Origin of the sequence: Flavobacterium panacis, from assembly GCF_024649945.1 — a bacterium.
Classification (GTDB): domain Bacteria; phylum Bacteroidota; class Bacteroidia; order Flavobacteriales; family Flavobacteriaceae; genus Flavobacterium; species Flavobacterium panacis.
On record NZ_JANKMS010000001.1, the window covers coordinates 923892 to 943031 of the forward strand.

At 33.7% G+C, this 19140-nt stretch carries 16 protein-coding genes; 2 read left to right on the forward strand and 14 right to left on the reverse strand.

The window, feature by feature from the left end; translation table 11 throughout:
• Positions 1-10: 10 nt before the first annotated feature.
• Positions 11-499 carry a T9SS type A sorting domain-containing protein gene (locus tag NQQ59_RS03920; RefSeq protein ID WP_144213817.1) on the reverse strand — a complete coding sequence of 163 codons (489 nt, stop codon included), beginning with the start codon at positions 497-499 and terminating at the stop codon, positions 11-13.
• Positions 500-614: 115 nt separating this feature from the next.
• Positions 615-3212, reverse strand: a complete 2598-nt coding sequence (clpB, locus tag NQQ59_RS03925) for an ATP-dependent chaperone ClpB (RefSeq protein ID WP_144213819.1) — start codon at positions 3210-3212, stop codon at positions 615-617.
• Between the two features lie 202 nt (positions 3213-3414).
• On the opposite strand from clpB, the gene ytxJ reads away from it, so the two are divergent.
• Positions 3415-3804, forward strand: a complete 390-nt coding sequence (ytxJ, locus tag NQQ59_RS03930) for a bacillithiol system redox-active protein YtxJ (protein ID WP_144213821.1) — start codon at positions 3415-3417, stop codon at positions 3802-3804.
• Between the two features lie 76 nt (positions 3805-3880).
• Here ytxJ and NQQ59_RS03935 read toward each other — a convergent pair whose 3' ends face one another.
• Both NQQ59_RS03935 and NQQ59_RS03940 read right to left on the reverse strand, forming a co-directional pair.
• A complete protein-coding gene (locus NQQ59_RS03935; protein ID WP_144213824.1) occupies positions 3881-5047 on the reverse strand; it encodes a hypothetical protein in 1167 nt (388 codons plus the stop codon).
• Positions 5044-6045, reverse strand: coding sequence for a DUF2157 domain-containing protein (locus NQQ59_RS03940; protein WP_144213826.1), 1002 nt, complete (start codon positions 6043-6045; stop codon positions 5044-5046). The genes NQQ59_RS03935 and NQQ59_RS03940 overlap by 4 nt, the downstream gene beginning before the upstream one ends.
• 264 nt (positions 6046-6309) lie before the next feature.
• On the opposite strand from NQQ59_RS03940, the gene NQQ59_RS03945 reads away from it, so the two are divergent.
• On the forward strand, positions 6310-7629 hold the full coding sequence (locus tag NQQ59_RS03945; protein ID WP_144213828.1) for a T9SS type A sorting domain-containing protein: 1320 nt from the start codon (positions 6310-6312) through the stop codon (positions 7627-7629).
• Positions 7630-7702: 73 nt separating this feature from the next.
• Here NQQ59_RS03945 and argH read toward each other — a convergent pair whose 3' ends face one another.
• From argH to NQQ59_RS03995, 10 genes are all read right to left on the reverse strand, one after another.
• A complete protein-coding gene (gene argH, locus NQQ59_RS03950; RefSeq protein ID WP_144213830.1) occupies positions 7703-8983 on the reverse strand; it encodes an argininosuccinate lyase in 1281 nt (426 codons plus the stop codon).
• Positions 8984-9119: 136 nt separating this feature from the next.
• The gene (locus NQQ59_RS03955; RefSeq protein WP_144213832.1) at positions 9120-10190 is read right to left on the reverse strand and encodes a M20 family metallo-hydrolase; all 1071 of its coding nucleotides are present in this window, start codon (positions 10188-10190) and stop codon (positions 9120-9122) included.
• 258 nt (positions 10191-10448) lie between these two features.
• Positions 10449-11225: an acetylglutamate kinase gene (gene argB, locus NQQ59_RS03960; protein ID WP_144213834.1), complete on the reverse strand. Its 777-nt coding sequence runs from the start codon at positions 11223-11225 to the stop codon at positions 10449-10451.
• A gap of 93 nt (positions 11226-11318) precedes the next feature.
• Positions 11319-12272: an N-acetylornithine carbamoyltransferase gene (locus NQQ59_RS03965; protein WP_144213836.1), complete on the reverse strand. Its 954-nt coding sequence runs from the start codon at positions 12270-12272 to the stop codon at positions 11319-11321.
• Positions 12273-12350: 78 nt separating this feature from the next.
• A complete protein-coding gene (proB, locus tag NQQ59_RS03970; protein WP_144213838.1) occupies positions 12351-13109 on the reverse strand; it encodes a glutamate 5-kinase in 759 nt (252 codons plus the stop codon).
• Between the two features lie 89 nt (positions 13110-13198).
• A complete protein-coding gene (locus tag NQQ59_RS03975) occupies positions 13199-14392 on the reverse strand; it encodes a glutamate-5-semialdehyde dehydrogenase (protein ID WP_144213840.1) in 1194 nt (397 codons plus the stop codon).
• 35 nt (positions 14393-14427) lie between these two features.
• Positions 14428-15636, reverse strand: coding sequence for a hypothetical protein (locus NQQ59_RS03980; RefSeq protein ID WP_144213842.1), 1209 nt, complete (start codon positions 15634-15636; stop codon positions 14428-14430).
• A gap of 44 nt (positions 15637-15680) precedes the next feature.
• Positions 15681-16820 carry an aspartate aminotransferase family protein gene (locus NQQ59_RS03985; RefSeq protein ID WP_144213844.1) on the reverse strand — a complete coding sequence of 380 codons (1140 nt, stop codon included), beginning with the start codon at positions 16818-16820 and terminating at the stop codon, positions 15681-15683.
• A 140-nt stretch (positions 16821-16960) separates the two neighbouring features.
• Positions 16961-17938, reverse strand: a complete 978-nt coding sequence (gene argC / locus NQQ59_RS03990) for an N-acetyl-gamma-glutamyl-phosphate reductase (protein WP_144213846.1) — start codon at positions 17936-17938, stop codon at positions 16961-16963.
• Positions 17931-19124: an argininosuccinate synthase gene (locus NQQ59_RS03995; RefSeq protein ID WP_144213848.1), complete on the reverse strand. Its 1194-nt coding sequence runs from the start codon at positions 19122-19124 to the stop codon at positions 17931-17933. Before NQQ59_RS03995 ends, argC begins: the two co-directional genes overlap by 8 nt.
• Positions 19125-19140: the final 16 nt, after the last annotated feature.

The window sequence follows — 19140 nt, forward strand, 5'->3', positions numbered from 1 at the left end:
TTTAAAATTTTTACTTTTTAATGATTTTAAAGGTTTTTATAGCTTTTGAATTGTTGTTTACTGTAAGAAAATAAATCCCTTGCGCCAATCCTTGCATCGATATTTTTGTTTCTGACGAAGTAATATTGAAAGCCTTTGAAAGTATTCTTCCATTGATATCAAATAAATTATAAGACAAGTCTTCAAATTTATTATTGACAATAAGGTTCAGTTCATCAACAACAGGGTTTGGAAACGCTGTCATAACTAAACTAATTCCTTCAAATTTATCATTGCTTAAAGTCGATATTTCGTAAGCTTGCTGGATGCCTTGCTGTGCAGAGCCACCATTCCCTTTCAATTTAACATCAGCAATTTGTCCAATTGAATAACTTGCAGCTCCACCATCTCCTGTGCCTTTTCCTCCAGCCGCAACAATACTTTCTTGTGCGTGCGAATTGGTCACAAATGAAATACTTACAAGAAATAAAAATAAAAATGCCCTTTGATTTCTTTTCATATTTTTGATTTAATAATTACGGAAAAATATAAACTATTTCTTACAATAAATTAAATATTAATAAAAAAAGCACCAGCCTTTCGACTGATGCTTTTCTAAGAATAACATGAAAAAATTATTTAGTGGTCTGGTTTCTAAAAACCAATTTGCCATCGAAAGCATCTAATAAAATAATACTTTCTGTTGTGATGTTTCCTGCCAGAATTTCTTTTGACAGTTGATTTAGAACCTCTCTCTGAACAACACGTTTTACTGGTCTTGCCCCAAATTGAGGATCATATCCTTTGTCTGACAAATAAGCAATTGCTTCTGGAGTTGCATCCATTGTAATGCCTTGTAGTGCCAGCATTTTTGTAACACTTTTTAATTGTAAGCTTACAATTCTTGAAATATTTTCTACAGTAAGTGGCGTAAACATTACAATCTCATCGATACGGTTGATAAATTCCGGACGAACCGTCTGTTTCAACAATCCTAAAACTTCGTTTTTAGCAGCTTCTGTCGCTGCTTCTACTCCACCTTTTAGGTTTTCGAATTTCTCCTGAATGATCTGACTTCCCATATTAGAAGTCATGATGATAATTGTGTTTTTGAAATCGGCTAGACGTCCTTTGTTGTCTGTCAATCGGCCTTCATCCAAAACTTGTAATAAAATATTAAAAGTATCTGGATGCGCTTTTTCGATCTCGTCTAACAAAATCACAGAATATGGTTTTCTACGAACCGCTTCTGTCAATTGTCCCCCTTCATCATAACCTACATATCCTGGAGGCGCACCCACTAAACGACTCACACTGTGGCGCTCTTGGTATTCACTCATATCAATACGCGTCATGGCATTTTCATCATCAAAAAGATATTCGGCTAAAGCTTTTGCTAATTCGGTTTTACCCACTCCGGTTGTTCCTAAGAACAAGAATGTTCCAACAGGTTTTTTCATATCCTGCAAACCGGCACGGCTTCTACGAACTGCATCACTTACGGCTTCTATCGCTTCTTCCTGACCTACTACACGTTTGTGCAATTCGTCTTCTAAATGCAATAGTTTTTCTCTTTCTGTTTGAAGCATTTTGGTCACTGGAATTCCAGTCCATTTTGCTACAACTTCTGCGATATCTTCTCTGGTGACTTCTTCTTTAATTAAAGAATTTCCAGATTGAAATTCCTGCAATTGTTTTTGCAGATCTTCCTGACGTTCTTGAGCTTCTTTTATTTTTCCGTAACGAATCTCAGCTACTTTTCCGTAATCACCATCACGTTCTGCGCGTTCTGCCTCATATTTAAAGTCTTCTATTTCGTGTTTTACAGCCTGAATTCCGTCAACGATATCTTTTTCTTGTTTCCATTTCGCGTAGATTTCGTTTCGCTCTTCTTTCAGGTTGGCCAATTCCATACCTAAGATTTTCAGCTTGCTTTCTTCTTTTTCACGTTTAATGGCTTCGATTTCGATTTCCAATTGCATGATTTTACGATCCAAAACATCTAATTCTTCTGGTTTTGAATTGATTTCCATACGCAGTTTAGAAGCTGCTTCGTCCATTAAGTCAATCGCTTTATCTGGTAAGAAACGATTCGTAATATATCTTTGAGAAAGTTCAACTGCTGCAATAATCGCCTCGTCTTTAATTTGAACTTTATGGTGTGTTTCATATTTCTCTTTGATTCCACGAAGAATAGAAATCGCACTTTCTGTATCTGGTTCGTCGATCAGCACTTTTTGGAAACGTCTTTCAAGCGCTTTATCTTTTTCGAAATATTTTTGATATTCATCTAAAGTCGTTGCACCAATTGCTCTCAATTCTCCACGAGCCAAAGCTGGTTTTAAGATGTTAGCTGCATCCATTGCGCCTTCACCTCCACCCGCTCCTACAAGCGTATGAATCTCGTCAATAAACAAAACGATATCTCCCTCTGCTGATGTAACTTCTTTTACAACCGATTTTAAACGCTCCTCGAATTCTCCTTTGTATTTCGCTCCGGCAATCAAAGCTCCCATATCTAATGAGAAAACGATTTTTTCTTTTAAGTTTTCCGGAACGTCTCCGTCCACAATTCTATGTGCTAAACCTTCTGCAATTGCAGTTTTACCAACTCCAGGCTCACCAATTAGCATTGGGTTGTTTTTGGTTCTACGCGTTAAAATTTGCAGCACACGACGGATTTCTTCGTCACGACCAATAACTGGATCCAGTTTTCCTGTACGCGCTAGCTCGTTTAGATTTTTAGCGTATTTATTCAACGAATTATACGTTTCTTCTGCAGAAGCTGACGTTACTCTCTCGCCTTTTCTTAATTCTTCAATAGCTGCTTTAAGACCTTTTCCTGTAACGCCCTGATCTTTTAAAATCTGAGAAACTTTACTTTTTGAGTCAAAAATGGCTAAAATTAAATGTTCGATCGAAACGTATTCGTCGTTCATTTTTTGTGCAATAATTTCTGCTTCATTCAAAGCTTTATTGGCATCTCTAGAAAGCAAAATATCACCTCCAGAAACTTTTGGAAAACTCTGAATTGTAGCATCCAAAAGTTGTAAAAATAACGGCACATTTACATTTAATTTTTTTAAGATAAATGGCGCTACGTTTTCATCAACTTCAAAAATAGCTTTGAAAATGTGTTCATTTTCAATTTGTTGCTGGCCATTTCGTTGCGCTAATTGCTGCGACAACTGAATGGCTTCCTGCGATTTAATAGTAAACTTATTTATATTCATATTTTTTCGATTTGATTAATTTTTTGTTTGAAATTTATAAGATTAAAGTTACGATTTATTGAGTTACATTTTTGACTCAAATCATTTAACTTTGTATTCGAATAGACAAATTATATTCCACAACAAAAAAACAGACAAAATGGCGTTAAAAATCAAAATTCAATCATTTTTACACGTCAAAAAGTCATAAAACAAGCCAAATATGAGTTTTTTTAATTCAATCTTCGGAAGTTCAGAGAACTCAGAAGCTCCAAAAAGTAAAGTAAACTGGACAGAATTAACAGATATCCTTCAATTGATGGAGATCGAAGCTATTTCTAAAGAAAAGCCAGTAGTTATTTTTAAACACAGCACAAGATGCAGCATCAGCCGAATGGCATTAAAACAGTTTGAAAGAGAATATGATCTTGAAGATGTTGTTGATGCGTACTTTTTAGATTTGATTGCACACAGAGATATTTCAAACGAAATTGCAAGCCGATTTGGAGTTTACCATGAATCTCCACAGCTTATCTTAATTAAAGATGGAAAAGCAGTTTATGATGTTTCACACAGCGATATTGATGCTGAAGCATTGAAAAGCAAAGTATAGATTTTTTTTGCAACGAATTTCATTAATTCACACTAATTAATTTGTGGAAATTCGTGAAATTCGTGGCAACTTTTATTTAAAAACTTCCTTCAGATCCGCCACCGCTAAAACCTCCTCCTCCAAATTCCATTGGAGAATCTGGAGCTTTTACACCAGGTTTAATTCCAAAGGTTGATGCAACCACTAAAGCTTCTGCATTCAAGAAATTGTCCGAATGATTGATTCGGTCTGCTTTGAATGTCAATCCACTTTCTTTTTCTTTTAATTTTTTAATTGAAAAATAAGCTATTGCAAACAAAACGGCTCCGCCAAGTGTAAGCGCAACTTCGATTGGCAAAACAGCATAATAAAATCGAATAGTATAAAATGAAAATGCTATAGCTAAAAAGCTAAGCCAAAGCATAATTCTGTCTTTCGTTCTTATAGCCTGTAACAAATAAATAATTGGAACTATAAACGTAAAGCCATAAAAGAAAAATGCAAACGGAATATCTGTTCCTGGTTTCACTTCAGTTCCTAAAAGTTCCTCTGAAAGTTCTCTTACCACTAAATAATTACAGGAAAAATAAAACAAGACAAGACAAAAGCTATTAGCAAGCAATAATCCATTTCCGTAATAATGCTTAGATAGCTGATTGATTAATTTCTTTGTGAGAAAATAAAAAATAGCGGCAAAAATCATTGCTATAAAGGGTAAAAGAGCCCTTCCGACATCACCAAATTCAAACATTTGAAAAAACAAAAATGCAGTCACCGATAAACAAAACACAAGCATTGAAAGCAAATGCAAATACCTTAAAAACATAAAAATAGACACTGCTGCTGTAAAAAAAGCAATCACAGCTTCGTAACCTTCTGTTGTTACAGCAATAGCAACTCCAAGATTCAGGATGGTTCCTAAAATAAATGCATCATCCAGTCCATGATTATGAATATTCTGCTTTGCTAATATTTCTGAACCTACAAAACCAACAACTGTAAAAAGATAACAACATATTTGAAAATACACATGCTCCGAACTCAAACCGACAATGGTTATTGCACCACAGATCGAACTGTACAATAAACTGCCTAATAAAAAGAATCCAATACGAACCAGAATGTTATCCTGACTTCTAAAAACAGGCAATTCTTTTTTTATAAATTTATTTTGTTCTTTACTGATAAAACCTCCTTTGTATAAAGTATCTGCTTCATCAACCAAGATTTCGTTATCTAATATTTTTGTATCGTATACTATCATGCCGCGATTTCTTTATGAAAGTTCTTAATCAGTTTAATGAACATTATAATTGAACCTACAAAATATACTGGAAGTACAAAAAATAATAATTCCCAAATGTTAGAGAAATCAACATTCTCAAAAATTCTAAACAAAACTATGTTTCCACCAATATAACCGTAAACGATCATAAAAACGTACAGAGACATTGCTTTGTAATCGTAACTTATCTTATAAAAATAATAAGTAGAAGCCGCCAAAATCACAGCAAATATGATCCATGTTAAAGTATCATAACCAGTCAAATTACTAATTGCTGCGATACTTATGATATGCAATGCAAAAGTGAGGAAAACCAATCCAAAATGAGTTTTTAAAGCAATTCGGCGACTGTAAATCGTCCATAAGATTAACAAAACTCCGAGCATTACAGCCGAATAACTTAAATTCTGACTTGCATATAAATTGTTGCTATCGTTAAAAATATCCTGAGGCGTAACCGAAAGTCCGATGTAGGCTGCTAAACCTGTAATCGCAATCGTTAAAACGCTTCTATTGTCAAAATAATAGGCACAAAAGAAACTCACAATGGTCGGAACCAAAGTTGCTAATCCGTAATGCTCTCCAAAAGGTTTATATTGAAACTGCAGATATCCGATAAAAATACAAGTCAAAATATTACCCGCCAAAACGAGATATTCTAAAACAGGATGCTCAAAAGTTGTTTCTTCTTTCTGAAAGCCCTTAGAATGCTTAAAACAGTAAAAAAAACAAACTACAATTACAATTAAAAGAAGAGAAAGAATAGCAATATGCCCAATTGAATCTATGTTTTCATAAATTAAAATTCCAATTCCAGACGTAAACAACAATACTGATAAATAAAGGAAGAACTTCAATTCTGCATTTACCGAAAAGATATTCAAATTTCGATATGCTTTTATTTCTTCAAACTGATTTTCTGTTATTAAGCCTTTTTCAAAAAGAACTTCAGTGGATTGTTCGTTAAATTTTTTCATTTGCCTCATTTAAACCTAAACTCAAATATATGGAATTAGTATGAATTTTCTCTTCTTTAATAAATTGTAGAAAGCAATTGTTTCTTTTACTCTAATTTACACAATAAAAAGGCCAATTTATTTAGTGTAAAAACAACACTTATAATTCTTATAATCAAATCTTTAAAACATAAAAAAGTGATAAATTAATTTGAATTTATTTTTATTCTTTTACATTTGTGCAATCGATTACATTAAACTATCAAACCACAAAAAAAACCACAAATGAAAACAAAACTTATGCTATTGGCATTGCTTATGCCTTGCTCCTTTCTCTTTGCTCAAAATTATTTTATGAGTGCACCAGAAGGATTTGGAGCTTCTGCAACTGGCGGAGGAAGTGCTACTCCTGTTACTGTCACTACTTTGGCTGATTTTACAGCAAAGCTTAAACTCACAACACCACAGGTTATTTTAGTTTCTGGAACTATAACCTTTCCGTACACCAGCTTGCAAATAAATGACAAAACAATTATCGGACTTCCTGGTGCCCGATTAGTGAATCTGGATCAAACTGCAACAGGTTCTGGAATCTTAAATTTAAAACCGGGATCAAACAATATTATCATTAGAAATTTAATTTTTGAAGGCCCTGGCGCATACGATGTTGACGGACGAGACAACCTTACATCTGAAGCAACCAATATCTGGGTAGACCATTGTGAATTTCAAGACGGAATGGATGGTAACTTTGACAACAAAGGCGCTGCAGATAATGTAACGGTTTCTTGGTGTAAATTCACTTATCTTAAAGCTCCGAAACCAGGAGGTTCTGGTGGTGCAGACGATCACCGATTTTCTGATTTAGTTGGATCTTCAAAATCTGATGCTCCAGCAGATGGTCATTACAGTATAACTTTCAAAAATTGTTATTGGGCAGAAGGTTGCAAAGAAAGAATGCCAAGAGCTAGAAATGCACAGCTTCATATCTTGAATTGCTATTACAATACTTCGGTTTCTGGATCACTAGCAATTGGTTTAGGTGGTGGTAACAATAATACTAATTGCTACGTTGAAGGCACCGATTTTGCTAAAATTGGAACTGCTTTTAAAAATTACGTGAGTACAGACGGCGGTACAATTGGAATTTCTTTTAATGATTGTTTGAATGCTCCTGCAAATTCTGGAACAGCAGTAACAAAACCTGCTTATTCGTATAGTGTTTTACCAACTGCAAATGTTGCAGGTTTTATTTCGAATGCAACTTGCGGTGCCGGAGCAACTCTTCAGGTTACCAATCAAGGTGTTTTGTCTACGAGCTGTAATAATTTAGGCTTAAATGATAATGTAAAAAATAGTTTGGAATTAAAATATTATCCTTCAGTTATCAATCGTCTTTTGAATATTGATTTTTCAAGTTCTGACAATGGTTTAGCTGAAGTAGATTTATTTTCTTCAAATGGATCAAAAGTATATTCGCATTCTAAAAATGTTGTTCCAGATGAAAAATTAGAACTCAATGTCGGAAATCTTTCAAAAGGCATTTATATCTGTAAAGTTAAAATCGACAACAAAAGCAAAACATTTAAATTGGTCAAAAACTAAATTTTGCTCCATAAAAAAAGGTCATTGAAACAAATCAATGACCTTTTACTTTTTATAGCTTATTTTTTAAATTTTAAAAAGCAGCTTTCATTTTATCTTTAATCGCATCTAAGCATAAATTATTGATACTACCTTCGTGCGTGTGTTTGGTTTCTTTTGGAGATTTGTATGTTCCTGCTTCCAATTGTTCCGCAACAGCTTTGTAAGCATCTCTAAATGGCATTCCTGCAACCACCATTTCGTTTAAAGTATCTACTGTAAATAAATAATCGTATTTTTTATCTTCTAAAATATGATCTTTTACTGTGATGTCTTTAATTGAGAAAATCGCAATATCCAAACAAGCTTTCAAGTTTTGAATTGCTGGAAATAACCCTTCTTTTAAAAGCTGTAAATCTCTATGATAACCGCTTGGAAGATTATTGGTAATTAAAGTGATTTCGTAAGGAAGTGCCTGAATCTTGTTGCATTTTCCTCTGATTAATTCGAAAACATCTGGATTTTTCTTGTGAGGCATAATGCTTGAACCTGTTGTAAGATGAGCTGGAAGTCCAATAAAATCGAAATTCTGACTCATATACAAACAAACGTCCATCGCGAATTTTGATAATGTTCCTGCAACGCTTGTCATAGCAAAAGCAACAGTTTTTTCTGCTTTTCCGCGGCTCATTTGTGCTGCAACGGCATTGTATTTTAAAGTTTCAAAACCCAATTCTTGAGTGGTAAAAGTTCTGTTGATTGGAAATGAGCTTCCGTAACCTGCAGCAGATCCTAACGGATTTTGGTCTACAATTTTTGAAGCAGCGTTCAGCATTGTAATATCGTCAATTAGACTTTCTGCATAAGCCGAAAACCACATTCCGAATGAAGATGGCATCGCGATTTGCAAATGCGTATATCCTGGCAATAATACATTTTGATGTTTTTCTGCTGATTCCATCAACAAATCAAAAAGTGTTTTTACCTGCTCTTTTATTGCTTTTAATTCGTCTTTTAAATACAAATGAACATCTACTAAAACCTGATCATTACGAGAACGCGCCGTATGGATTTTCTTTCCTGCATCACCCAATTTTACTGTTAGTAAATATTCAATTTTAGAATGAACATCTTCAAAACTGTCTTCGATTTCGAAATTTCCTACTACGATATCCGCAATGATTTCGTTTAATGCATCTACCAAAGAAGTTGTTTCTTCCTCTGTCAACAAACCAATCTGACCTAACATTTTGGCATGTGCAATTGAACCTAAAGCATCATATTTTGCTAAAACCAAATCCAGTTCACGATCGTTTCCAACTGTGAATTGTTCGATTTGTTTATCTGTTGGTATTCCTTTTTCCCAAAGTTTCATAGGTTGTGTTTTTTTTCGCCACGAATTCACGAATTATTTTTTCAAATCTTTGCGATTATTTTTTTCGAATGAATTCGAATTAATATTTCGTTTAGATAGTAAAAAATAATTCGTGAATTCGTGGCGGTTTTTTTTCTTATAATTTAAAGAAACCGGTTAGTATTTTGATATACAAATCGACTCCTTCTACAATTTCGTTTACAAAAATAAATTCGTCTGCTGAATGTGAGCGTAACGTTTCTCCTGGTCCTAATTTTAAAGATTGACAGCTTAAAACCGATTGATCTGAAAGTGTTGGCGAACCATACGTTGTTCTTCCTAAAGCAATTCCTGCTTGTACCAAACCGTGTGCAACTGGAATAGACGAAGCATTTAAATGCATTGATCTTGGCGTAACTTCGGCATTTACATTCGCTTTTACTACTTCCAAAATTTCGGCATTTGTGTAGCAATCTGTTACACGAATATCGACAACCAAATCACATTCTGACGGAACTACATTGTGTTGTTTTCCAGCATTAATCTGCGTTACAGTCATTTTTACAGGACCTAAAACATCAGAGATTTTGTCGAATTTATAGTTTTTAAACCATTCCATTACCGGAATTGATTTGTATAAAGCGTTATCATCGTTTTGATGTGCCGCATGACTTGCAGTTCCTTTTACCTTTACATCTAAAACTAAAAGTCCTTTTTCTGCAACTGCTAATTGCATTAAAGTTGGTTCACCTACAATTGCGCAATCTAATTCTGGTAAGTGTTTCAAAACGCTATTTAAACCATTTTTACCGCTGCTTTCTTCTTCTGCCGAAGCAACAATAACAATATTATGAGATAAATTTTGGTTCTCGTAAAAATGAACGAATGTTGCTAATAACGAAACTAAACATCCTCCGGCATCATTACTTCCTAAACCAAATAATTTACCGTCTTTTTCAATCGCTTTGAACGGATCGTTGGTGTAAGCCTGATTCGGTCTAACGGTATCGTGATGTGAGTTTAATAAAAGTGTTGGTTTCTTTTCGTCGAAATATTTATTGAAAGCCCACACATTGTTATTTTCTCTCTTGAATGGAATTTCATTCTGATTGAACCAATTTTCTATTAAAAGAGCTGTTTGATCTTCTTCGCTTGAAAATGAAGGGGTTTCAATAAGGCTTTTTAATAAACTAATTGCTTCCTGGGTAAGCGTATCTATATTTTTCATAGTATATTTTCTTTGCCACGAAGGCAGGAAGTCACAAAGTTTTTTTTGATCAATCTGTGACATTTAAAGTTTGCGCAAATTTCTTAAATTTAATCTTAAAAGTACTGCGCGGTTGTGTTTTTTTGCCACGAATTACACGAATTTTCGCAAATTATTTTTTTGTTACTAATTTAAAATCAAAATGATTTTTTTAACGTGTGGCTAAAATTATTTTCTCTTTTAACTGAGGGAATTAGCGTCAATTTGTGGCAACATTTTTTATAATGTAATGGTTGTATGCGGAACATTTCCATTTTGAAGCATTTTGTGATGCCCAATTTTGATTTTCTGCACACCTCTTGATAAACTATTGAAGCAGTTATCCAGTTTCGGAATCATTCCAGAGTGAATTACTTTTTCTTCTTTTAGTTTATTATATAACGCTTCGTTGATTTTTGTAATTACAGAAGAATCGTCTTCTGAATCCATTAAAACACCTTGTTTTTCAAAACAATAAGTTAATGTAACATCAAAAACTTCAGATAATGCAATTGACAATTCACTTGCAATAGTATCAGCGTTTGTGTTTAACAATTGTCCGTTTTTGTCGTGCGTGATGGCACAGAAAACAGGTACAATTCCAGCTTCTAATAAAGTGGCTAATAATTTGGTATTGACTTGTTTTACATCGCCTACAAATCCGTAATCAATCGTTGGGTGATTTCTTTTGGTTGACTGAATTAAATTTCCATCAGCTCCAGAAAAACCTACTGCATTATTGTCTTTTGCCTGCAATTGTGCCACAATATGTTTATTGATTTGACCTGCATAAATCATTACTACAACATCTAGCATTGGAGCATCTGTGATTCGGCGTCCGTCAATCATTTGTGGAACCAAACCAATACTTTGCGCCATTTTAGTAGCCGATTTTCCGCCGCCGTGAACTAAAACTTTATGTCCTTCAATTTTAGAAAAATCAGTTAAAAATTGTTCTAATTCTATTGGATTATCAATGATGTTTCCACCTATTTTTATTACAGTAACTTTATTCATGAGGTTCAAAGGTTCAGAGGAACAAAGGGACAAAGTTTAAGTTCGGAAGAAACCTCTGAACCTTTGTAACTTTGAACCTTTGAACCTCAAAGATTATATTTTTTTAAGAATCTTTTGTAAAACTAATTGCGCTGAATACGTTCTATTATTAGCTTGTTCGATTACGATTGAATTTTCTCCGTCTAAAACTTCATCAGTTACGATTACATTACGACGAACCGGTAGACAGTGCATAAATTTTCCATTGTTGGTTAAAGCCATTTTTTCGGCAGTAACGGTCCAATTTGGATCGCTGTTGGTTACTTTTCCGTAATCTTTGAAATTACTCCAATTTTTAACGTAAACGAAATCAGCGTTTTCGAAAGCTTTATCTTGATCGTATTCAATTACGCAGTCTTTTGTAATTTCTGGGCTTAGTTCATACCCTTCTGGATGCGTGATTACAAAATCCATATCTTTTTGCATTTGCATCATTTCTACAAATGAATTTGCAACTGCTTGTGGCAAAGCTTTTGGGTGCGGAGCCCATGAAAGCACCACTTTTTGTCTATTTTTGTGTCTAGGTTTGAATTCTTCCATCGTAATTGCATCTGCTAATGACTGCAATGGGTGACGTATAGCACTTTCCATGTTTACGATTGGCACTGTAGCATATTTCTGGAATCCAGAAATTACCGTCTCAGCATAATCTTTTTCTTTATCTACCAGACCTGCAAAAGCACGAATTGCAATAATATCGCAATATTGAGAAACTACTTCTGCGGCTTCTTTAATGTGTTCTGAAGCACCAGAATTCATTACTGCTCCGTCTTCAAATTCAAGAGTCCATCCTTCGCTAGTAAAATTCATCACCATAACGTTCATTCCTAAATTCATAGCCGCTTTTTGAGTACTCAAACGCGTTCTTAAACTTGGGTTGAAGAATAACATTCCTAAAGTTTTGTTTTTTCCTAAACTTTGATTTTTAAGCGGATTCTTTTTGATTTTGATCGCTTGGTTTACCCATTTTGATAATGAGTTGATTTCTTTTATTGAGATATAGTTCATGTCTTTTTTATTAATTAGAAAATTTGATGATTTGATAATTAGATAATTGTGACATTTTCTAATTATCTAATTGACTCATTAAATTATTTTAGTAAACGAAATTTCGTCTTTCAATGCCCGCAGAATAAAATTATCATTTAATCCGTTGACGATCCAGGTTTCTATTTTGGCTGCTTTTGCAATTCCTGCTGCTTCAATTTTGGACTGCATTCCTCCTGTTCCGTGTGATGATTTTGAATCTCCGATTTCTTTTTCAAGCGATTTTAAATCATTTACCAGTTTTATTGTTTCCGGAACTTCATTTTGAAAGGTCTCTTTTGTATAAATTCCGTTTGTATTGGTTGCAATAATCAGAATGTCCACATTTAATAAAACTGCAGTTAAAGCCGCTAATTTGTCGTTATCTCCAAACCGAATCTCATCTGTCGCCACGGTATCATTTTCATTGATAATCGGAATGTAATTGTTTTTAACTAATACATTAATCGTATTTACAATGTTCTTTTTCGTTTGCTCTTTTTCAAAATCAGAATAAGAAAGTAAACACTGCGAAGTATTTAATCCTAAATCTTTGAAATTTTCATTGTAAATCCGCATTAAATGAGGCTGTCCGATTGAAGCCAAAGCCTGTTTTACAAAAACATCTTTATCTTGATTATCCAGCTTTACAAATTGTTTTGCTGCTGCAATTGCGCCAGAACTTACGATGATAAATTCGTATTCGTCGTTTAAAGCTGCAATCTGCACTCCAAGATCTTCAATCTTTCCCCGCGAAATATGATTCGTTTCTTTGGTTAAAGTATTACTTCCTATTTTTAATAAAATCCGTTTTTTCATTTTCGTATCTGCCGCGAAGGCGCTAAGGCACAAAGTTTCTTTTTAAATTTAATCGAAGATTTCAATTATCTAATTATCTAATTGACACATTATCTAATTTGCCCTTCTCCGTACACATACCATTTATTGGTTACCAAGTGCTGTAAACCAATTGGTCCTCTTTGATGCAACTTATCAGTACTTATGGCTAATTCTCCTCCAAGGCCGAATTGCCCGCCGTCTGTGAATCTTGTTGATGCATTTTGATAAACCGCCGCTGCATCTATCGATTCCATAAATTGTTGTGCAACTTCATTATCTCTTGTAATAATTGCTGCAGAATGCCCTCCGCAGTATTTATTAATCATATCAATCGCGTGATTTTCAGAGTCGATGGTTCCGATTACAATTTTATAATCTAAAAACTCTTCGTACCAAATATCTTCGTTTTGAATGGTTTTGGTATTCTCGAAATTCTCTAAAGATTTATCGACAATAACTTCCACTTTTGATTCGATTAAAGCTTCAATTAACATCGCTGTAAAACCTTCAAAATTGGGAAGTTTCGAACTGATCAAAACTTTATCTAATGCATTGCAAGCCGAAATTTTAGCAGTTTTAGCATTTAAAATTACTTTTAAAGCCAAATCTGTGTCAGCATCTTGATGAACGTAAACAAAATTATTTCCGCGTCCGCTTACAATTACTGGGCAAGTCGCATGCGCTTTTACAAACTCAATTAATTTTTCTCCTCCTCTCGGAACAATTAAATCTACTTTTTGAGTTGGTTTTTCTAAAAATGCCTGAGTTTCAGTTCTGTTATAATTCAGATATTCAACCCAGTCTTTTGAAACGCCATTTTCTTCTAAAGCTTTATGCCAAAGACTTACAATCTTTAAGTTTGATTTTAGAGATTCTTTTCCACCTTTTAATAAAATCTTATTTCCAGATTTAAAAGCAATTCCGCCCGCTTCGATTGTCACATCTGGGCGAGATTCGTAAATAATTAAAATGGTTCCGAAAGCTGCGGTTTTGTTCACCACTTTAATTCCATTATCATGAGTAAAATGAAAAAGCTCAATGCCGATGGGGTCTTCCTGCGAAGCTAACTGATTAAGCGATAAAATCATTTCATCTACTTTTTTATCATCTACTTTCAGGCGTTCTTCCATCGCTAAATCTGAACCGTCGTAATCACTAAGATCTTCCTGATTGGTCAAAATGATCTGATTCCGCTCTTGTTCGACCAGCTTTGCCATGGTTCGCAAAACCGCATTGCGTATTTCAATTGATAATGGTTTCATAGTTTATAATTGGTTGGTTAAAAAAATTTAAATTTTTAATCCCATTGAAAAATTTGTATTTGTTTCTCGTTTATAGCATCATAAAAGAGAAAAGTATTTGTAGAACTAGAAGAAATAAAATCTCCCTCATCCACTTGTCCAATGAAAATAGTATCTGACGGAAATTCATTGTTTTGAATAAAATCCGGCATTAGTAACAGATTATCAATAAAATTAACTTTACCCGTTTTATTAAAATCAATTTTTTCAAGTTCCTCGTCAGAATAGTCTCCTTTAAATTTATATCTAAAGAAAGAATTATCATCAAAACAGGAATTTATCACTCCATAATTTTTAAACCTGTATTTAGAAAGAAGAACAGAGGTAATTCTTTCAAAATAATATTCAGCTTCGAACTTTCCAAATTCTGGAATTCTATCTAAAATTAAATTTCCTCCCCTCTCAATTTTAGACTTATTCTCTTTGTAATTTAAATTACTTAGATAATATTCTTTTTGTATCTCAAAATCTTCGCTAATAATAGTATAGGCTTCTTCTAAAAATTCAATTTTTGGAAAATCAATTTTGTCTTTATAACCTAATTTATCACCAACTAAATCAAATACAATTTCATTTACATCAATTCTATAGTCACCAAAATATTCTCTTTCGTAATCTCCTGTATCCCAAAGCGAAATCAAATGAAATGTTTTGTCTTTGAATTGTTCATGATTACTAATTTTTATTGTAACTAATGGTAAAAAAACAAATTTTGCTTTAAGATCTGTTTCTTCTGTAAACACATCTTCAAACTCTGGATATGGAATTAAATCAACCGAATATGATTTTTCTTCACTTCTCAAAACTTCATTAACTATCTTTACAGGAAGAAAACTAAAAATTAATTCTTTTTTTTCTGGCAGATAAGGCAAAAAAGCTAAGGTTTCATCTTCCTGATCATAAAATAACCAGACAACTGTATCTGTATTGAAAACTTTCTCATTTTCATCTTTCAGAGAAAAACTATAATCCATTTTGAATATAATAAAATCTCCTTCTGACGTTGGATCTGACAAAGAGTCTAAATCGAATTGAGTAAATTCAGTCTTAAATTCGTGATTTAATCCAAAAACAAAGCTCAAATCATCCTTCGTGATTGCATCTCTAAATTTATCTAATAGAAAATTTAAATACTTTTCATAATCTCTATCATTAATAGAATCGAAATATTCTTGAAGAATGATTTGAAACTTTGCGTTATCCATATATTTATATTCTGAAATTAAATGAACATATATACTTTAGAAAACTAACTCTTAAGCTCTTCTAAACTTTCTTTTAAAGCTTTTACAAACGTATCAATATCAGCTTTTTTCACAGTTAAAGGCGGTAAAATTCTTAATAGATTTTTATTGTTTGCGCTTCCTGTAAAAATGTGTTTTTCGATAATCAATTTCTTTCTTAAAGCTGCTACATCAAAATCAAACTCTACTCCAAGCATTAAGCCTTTTCCTTTTACTTGTTTGATTCCTTCAACTTCTTTGATTTTCTCTAAGAAATATTCATAAACCTCATTTACATTCTTTTGTAAATCAAGTTTTTCAATTACGTCTAAAACTGCAATTCCTGCTGCGCAAGACAAGTGGCTTCCACCGAAAGTAGTTCCTAATAACCCGAAACTTGCTTCGAATTTTGGAGAAATCAAAATTGCTCCAACTGGAAAACCGTTCCCCATTCCTTTTGCAACTGAAATAATATCAGCATTGATTCCGTGGTGTTGGAAAGCGAAAAATTTCCCACTTCTTCCGTATCCTGACTGTACTTCGTCTAAGATTAAAACCACATCGTGTTTTTTACATGCTTTTTCTAAAGCTTGAAAAAACTCCGTTGTTCCTTGGTCTAAACCTCCAACTCCTTGAATTCCTTCAATAATTACAGCTGTAACATCTCCTTTTGCTAATTCCGCTTCAACCAATTCGATTTGGTTTAAAGGTAAAAATGTTACTTCTTGCTGCGCATTTAATGGCGCAACAATCTTTTTGTTATCTGTAACCGCAACTGCTGCAGAAGTTCTTCCGTGGAAAGAATTATGAAATGCCACAACTCTTGATTTTCCGTTGTGGAAAGAAGCTAATTTTAAAGCATTTTCATTTGCTTCAGCACCAGAACTGCATAAAAACAATTCATAATCTTCTAATCCTGAAAGTTTTCCTAATTTCTGTGCCAATTCAACCTGCAAAGGATTTTGAATTGCATTTGAATAAAAACCTAAATGATCGATTTGATTTTTAAGTTTTGCTACATAATCCGGCTGTGTGTGTCCAATAGAAATCACACCATGTCCGCTGTATAAATCTAAATATTCTACTCCTTTGTCATCGATAATGGTACAATCAATTGCTTTTACTGGAGTAATGTCGTATAATGGGTAAACGTTGAATAAGTTCATTTTGTTTTGTTTATTTTGTTTCAGGTTTCAGGTTTCAAGTTAACTTGCAACGTGAAACTTTAAACTTGAAACTAGTTATGTTTCTTTTTCATATTTCAGATTAACGTGTAACCTGAAACTTTAAACTTGAAACTAAAAAATTAAAATCCGCTTGGCTTCAAATGCAAACCTGTGGTTTCTTCTAATCCGAACATTAAATTCATGTTTTGAATTGCTTGTCCTGAAGCACCTTTGGTTAAGTTATCTATAATTGATGTTATGAGAACCCGGTTTCCTTTTTTCAATAAACTAATGATACATTTGTTCGTTTGAACCACTTGTTTCATGTTGATGTTGGTTGTTGTAACCGTTACAAAAGGTTCATTTTTATAGAACTCTTGGTATTTTTCAACTAATTGCTCCAAACTGTCATCACATAATGTATAAAGCGTTGCAAAAATTCCCCTTGGAAAATCTCCTCTGTTCGGAATAAAAAGCAATTCGCTGTCAAAATCATCTTGCAACTGAACCAAACTTTCTGAAATTTCACCTAAATGCTGGTGCTCGAAAGCTTTGTAATGCGAAAAATTATTGTTTCTCCAACTGAAATGAGAAGTTTCTGAAAGACTTACTCCCGCTCCTGTGCTTCCTGTTGTTGCATTAATATGAACATCGTTATTCAACAAATTATGTTCTGCTAAAGGCAACAAGGCCAACTGAATAGCAGTTGCAAAACAACCTGGATTGGCGATATAATTTGCTTTTTTGATTTCTGCTTTATTAATTTCAGGCAATCCGTAAACGAAATCTTTTCCTTCGAAATGAGCATCTTTATTCAATCTGAAATCATTTCCTAAATCAATGATTTTAGTATGACTTGCAAACTGATTTTCTTTCAAAAATGAAATCGATTTTCCGTGGCCTAAGCACAAGAAAACAACATTCACATTTGGATTGATTTCGGCTGTGAAATTCATTTCGATATCGCCCATCAAATCGTGGTGCGCTACAGAAAGTGGTTTTCCGGCGTTTGTTGTACTGTAAACAAAATCGATGTTTACTTTTGGATGATACATTAAAATTCTGATGAGTTCTCCGGCTGTGTAGCCAGAACCACCAATAATTCCGACATTAATCATGGTCTAATTTGTTTACAGATGAGAAAATATTTTGAGCATTTCCTAAAATCTTAATAAATCCTTTTGCATCTTCAGATGTCCAAGCATTGTTCATTTCACCATACTGACCGAAACCAGTGTTCATCAAATCATTTTCAGATTCGATTCCGTCAAGTGAGAAATGATATGGTTTTAACGAAACAGTCACAGTTCCATTTACTGTTTTTTGAGTGTCTTGCAAGAACGTTTCGATGTTTCTCATTACAGGATCTAAAAACTGACCTTCGTGAAACAACATTCCGTACCAGTTTCCTAGCTGTTCTTTCCAATATTGTTGCCATTTTCCTAGAGTATGTTTCTCTAATAAATGATGCGCTTTGATGATAATTAACGGAGCAGCAGCTTCAAAACCAACTCTACCTTTTATTCCGATAATCGTATCTCCAACGTGAATATCTCTACCAATTGCATAAGCATTTGCCAATTTTTCAAGCGCTACGATATTGTTTGAAGGTTTATCTGTTTTTCCGTTTAAACCAACTAATTCTCCCTGCTCAAAATGAAGTGTTACCTTTTCTTCACCATCTTTTTGCAATTGTGAAGGATAAGCTTCACTTGGCAATGGTTTTGCAGATGTCAAAGTTTCTTTTCCTCCAACACTTGTTCCCCAAAGTCCTTTATTGATAGAATATTGTGCTTTTTCCCAAGAATAGCTTACACCATTTTTTTGAAGGTATTCTACTTCTTCTTGTCTCGACAATTTTAAGTCTCTAATTGGTGTAATGATTTCGATTTCCGGAGCAATAGTTTGGAAAATCAAATCGAAACGAATTTGGTCATTTCCTGCACCTGTACTTCCGTGTGCGATTGCGCTTGCTCCCACTTTTTTAGCATATTTAATTGCTTCAATAGCTTGGAAAACACGCTCTGCACTTACTGATAATGGATATGTATTATTTTTTAATACGTTTCCAAAAATCAAATATTTTATAGCTTTATCATAATATTTGTCTACGATTGTCAAGTTTGCGTGTTGTGCACTTCCTAACTCGTAAGCTCTTTTTTCTATTGCTGATAATTCTTCTGCGTCGAATCCTCCTGTGTCAACAAGAACAGTGTGAACTTCGTATCCTTTTTCATTTTTTAAATATTTCAAACAATACGAGGTATCTAATCCTCCGCTATAAGCTAATACTACTTTTTTCATTTTTTATAATTTAGGC

Excerpts from the sequence above, each read along its gene's own strand:
- NQQ59_RS03935 (WP_144213824.1), bottom strand. The coding sequence starts at position 5,047 with ATGATAGTATACGATACAAAAATATTAGATAACGAAATCTTGGTTGAT.
- ytxJ (WP_144213821.1), top strand. The coding sequence starts at position 3,415 with ATGAGTTTTTTTAATTCAATCTTCGGAAGTTCAGAGAACTCAGAAGCT.
- NQQ59_RS03985 (WP_144213844.1), bottom strand. The coding sequence starts at position 16,820 with ATGAACTTATTCAACGTTTACCCATTATACGACATTACTCCAGTAAAA.
- argB (WP_144213834.1), bottom strand. The coding sequence starts at position 11,225 with ATGAATAAAGTTACTGTAATAAAAATAGGTGGAAACATCATTGATAAT.
- NQQ59_RS03945 (WP_144213828.1), top strand. The coding sequence starts at position 6,310 with ATGAAAACAAAACTTATGCTATTGGCATTGCTTATGCCTTGCTCCTTT.
- argH (WP_144213830.1), bottom strand. The coding sequence starts at position 8,983 with ATGAAACTTTGGGAAAAAGGAATACCAACAGATAAACAAATCGAACAA.
- NQQ59_RS03975 (WP_144213840.1), bottom strand. The coding sequence starts at position 14,392 with ATGAAACCATTATCAATTGAAATACGCAATGCGGTTTTGCGAACCATG.
- argC (WP_144213846.1), bottom strand. The coding sequence starts at position 17,938 with ATGATTAATGTCGGAATTATTGGTGGTTCTGGCTACACAGCCGGAGAA.
- NQQ59_RS03965 (WP_144213836.1), bottom strand. The coding sequence starts at position 12,272 with ATGAACTATATCTCAATAAAAGAAATCAACTCATTATCAAAATGGGTA.
- NQQ59_RS03940 (WP_144213826.1), bottom strand. The coding sequence starts at position 6,045 with ATGAAAAAATTTAACGAACAATCCACTGAAGTTCTTTTTGAAAAAGGC.
- NQQ59_RS03955 (WP_144213832.1), bottom strand. The coding sequence starts at position 10,190 with ATGAAAAATATAGATACGCTTACCCAGGAAGCAATTAGTTTATTAAAA.
- proB (WP_144213838.1), bottom strand. The coding sequence starts at position 13,109 with ATGAAAAAACGGATTTTATTAAAAATAGGAAGTAATACTTTAACCAAA.
- NQQ59_RS03995 (WP_144213848.1), bottom strand. The coding sequence starts at position 19,124 with ATGAAAAAAGTAGTATTAGCTTATAGCGGAGGATTAGATACCTCGTAT.
- NQQ59_RS03980 (WP_144213842.1), bottom strand. The coding sequence starts at position 15,636 with ATGGATAACGCAAAGTTTCAAATCATTCTTCAAGAATATTTCGATTCT.
- clpB (WP_144213819.1), bottom strand. The coding sequence starts at position 3,212 with ATGAATATAAATAAGTTTACTATTAAATCGCAGGAAGCCATTCAGTTG.
- NQQ59_RS03920 (WP_144213817.1), bottom strand. The coding sequence starts at position 499 with ATGAAAAGAAATCAAAGGGCATTTTTATTTTTATTTCTTGTAAGTATT.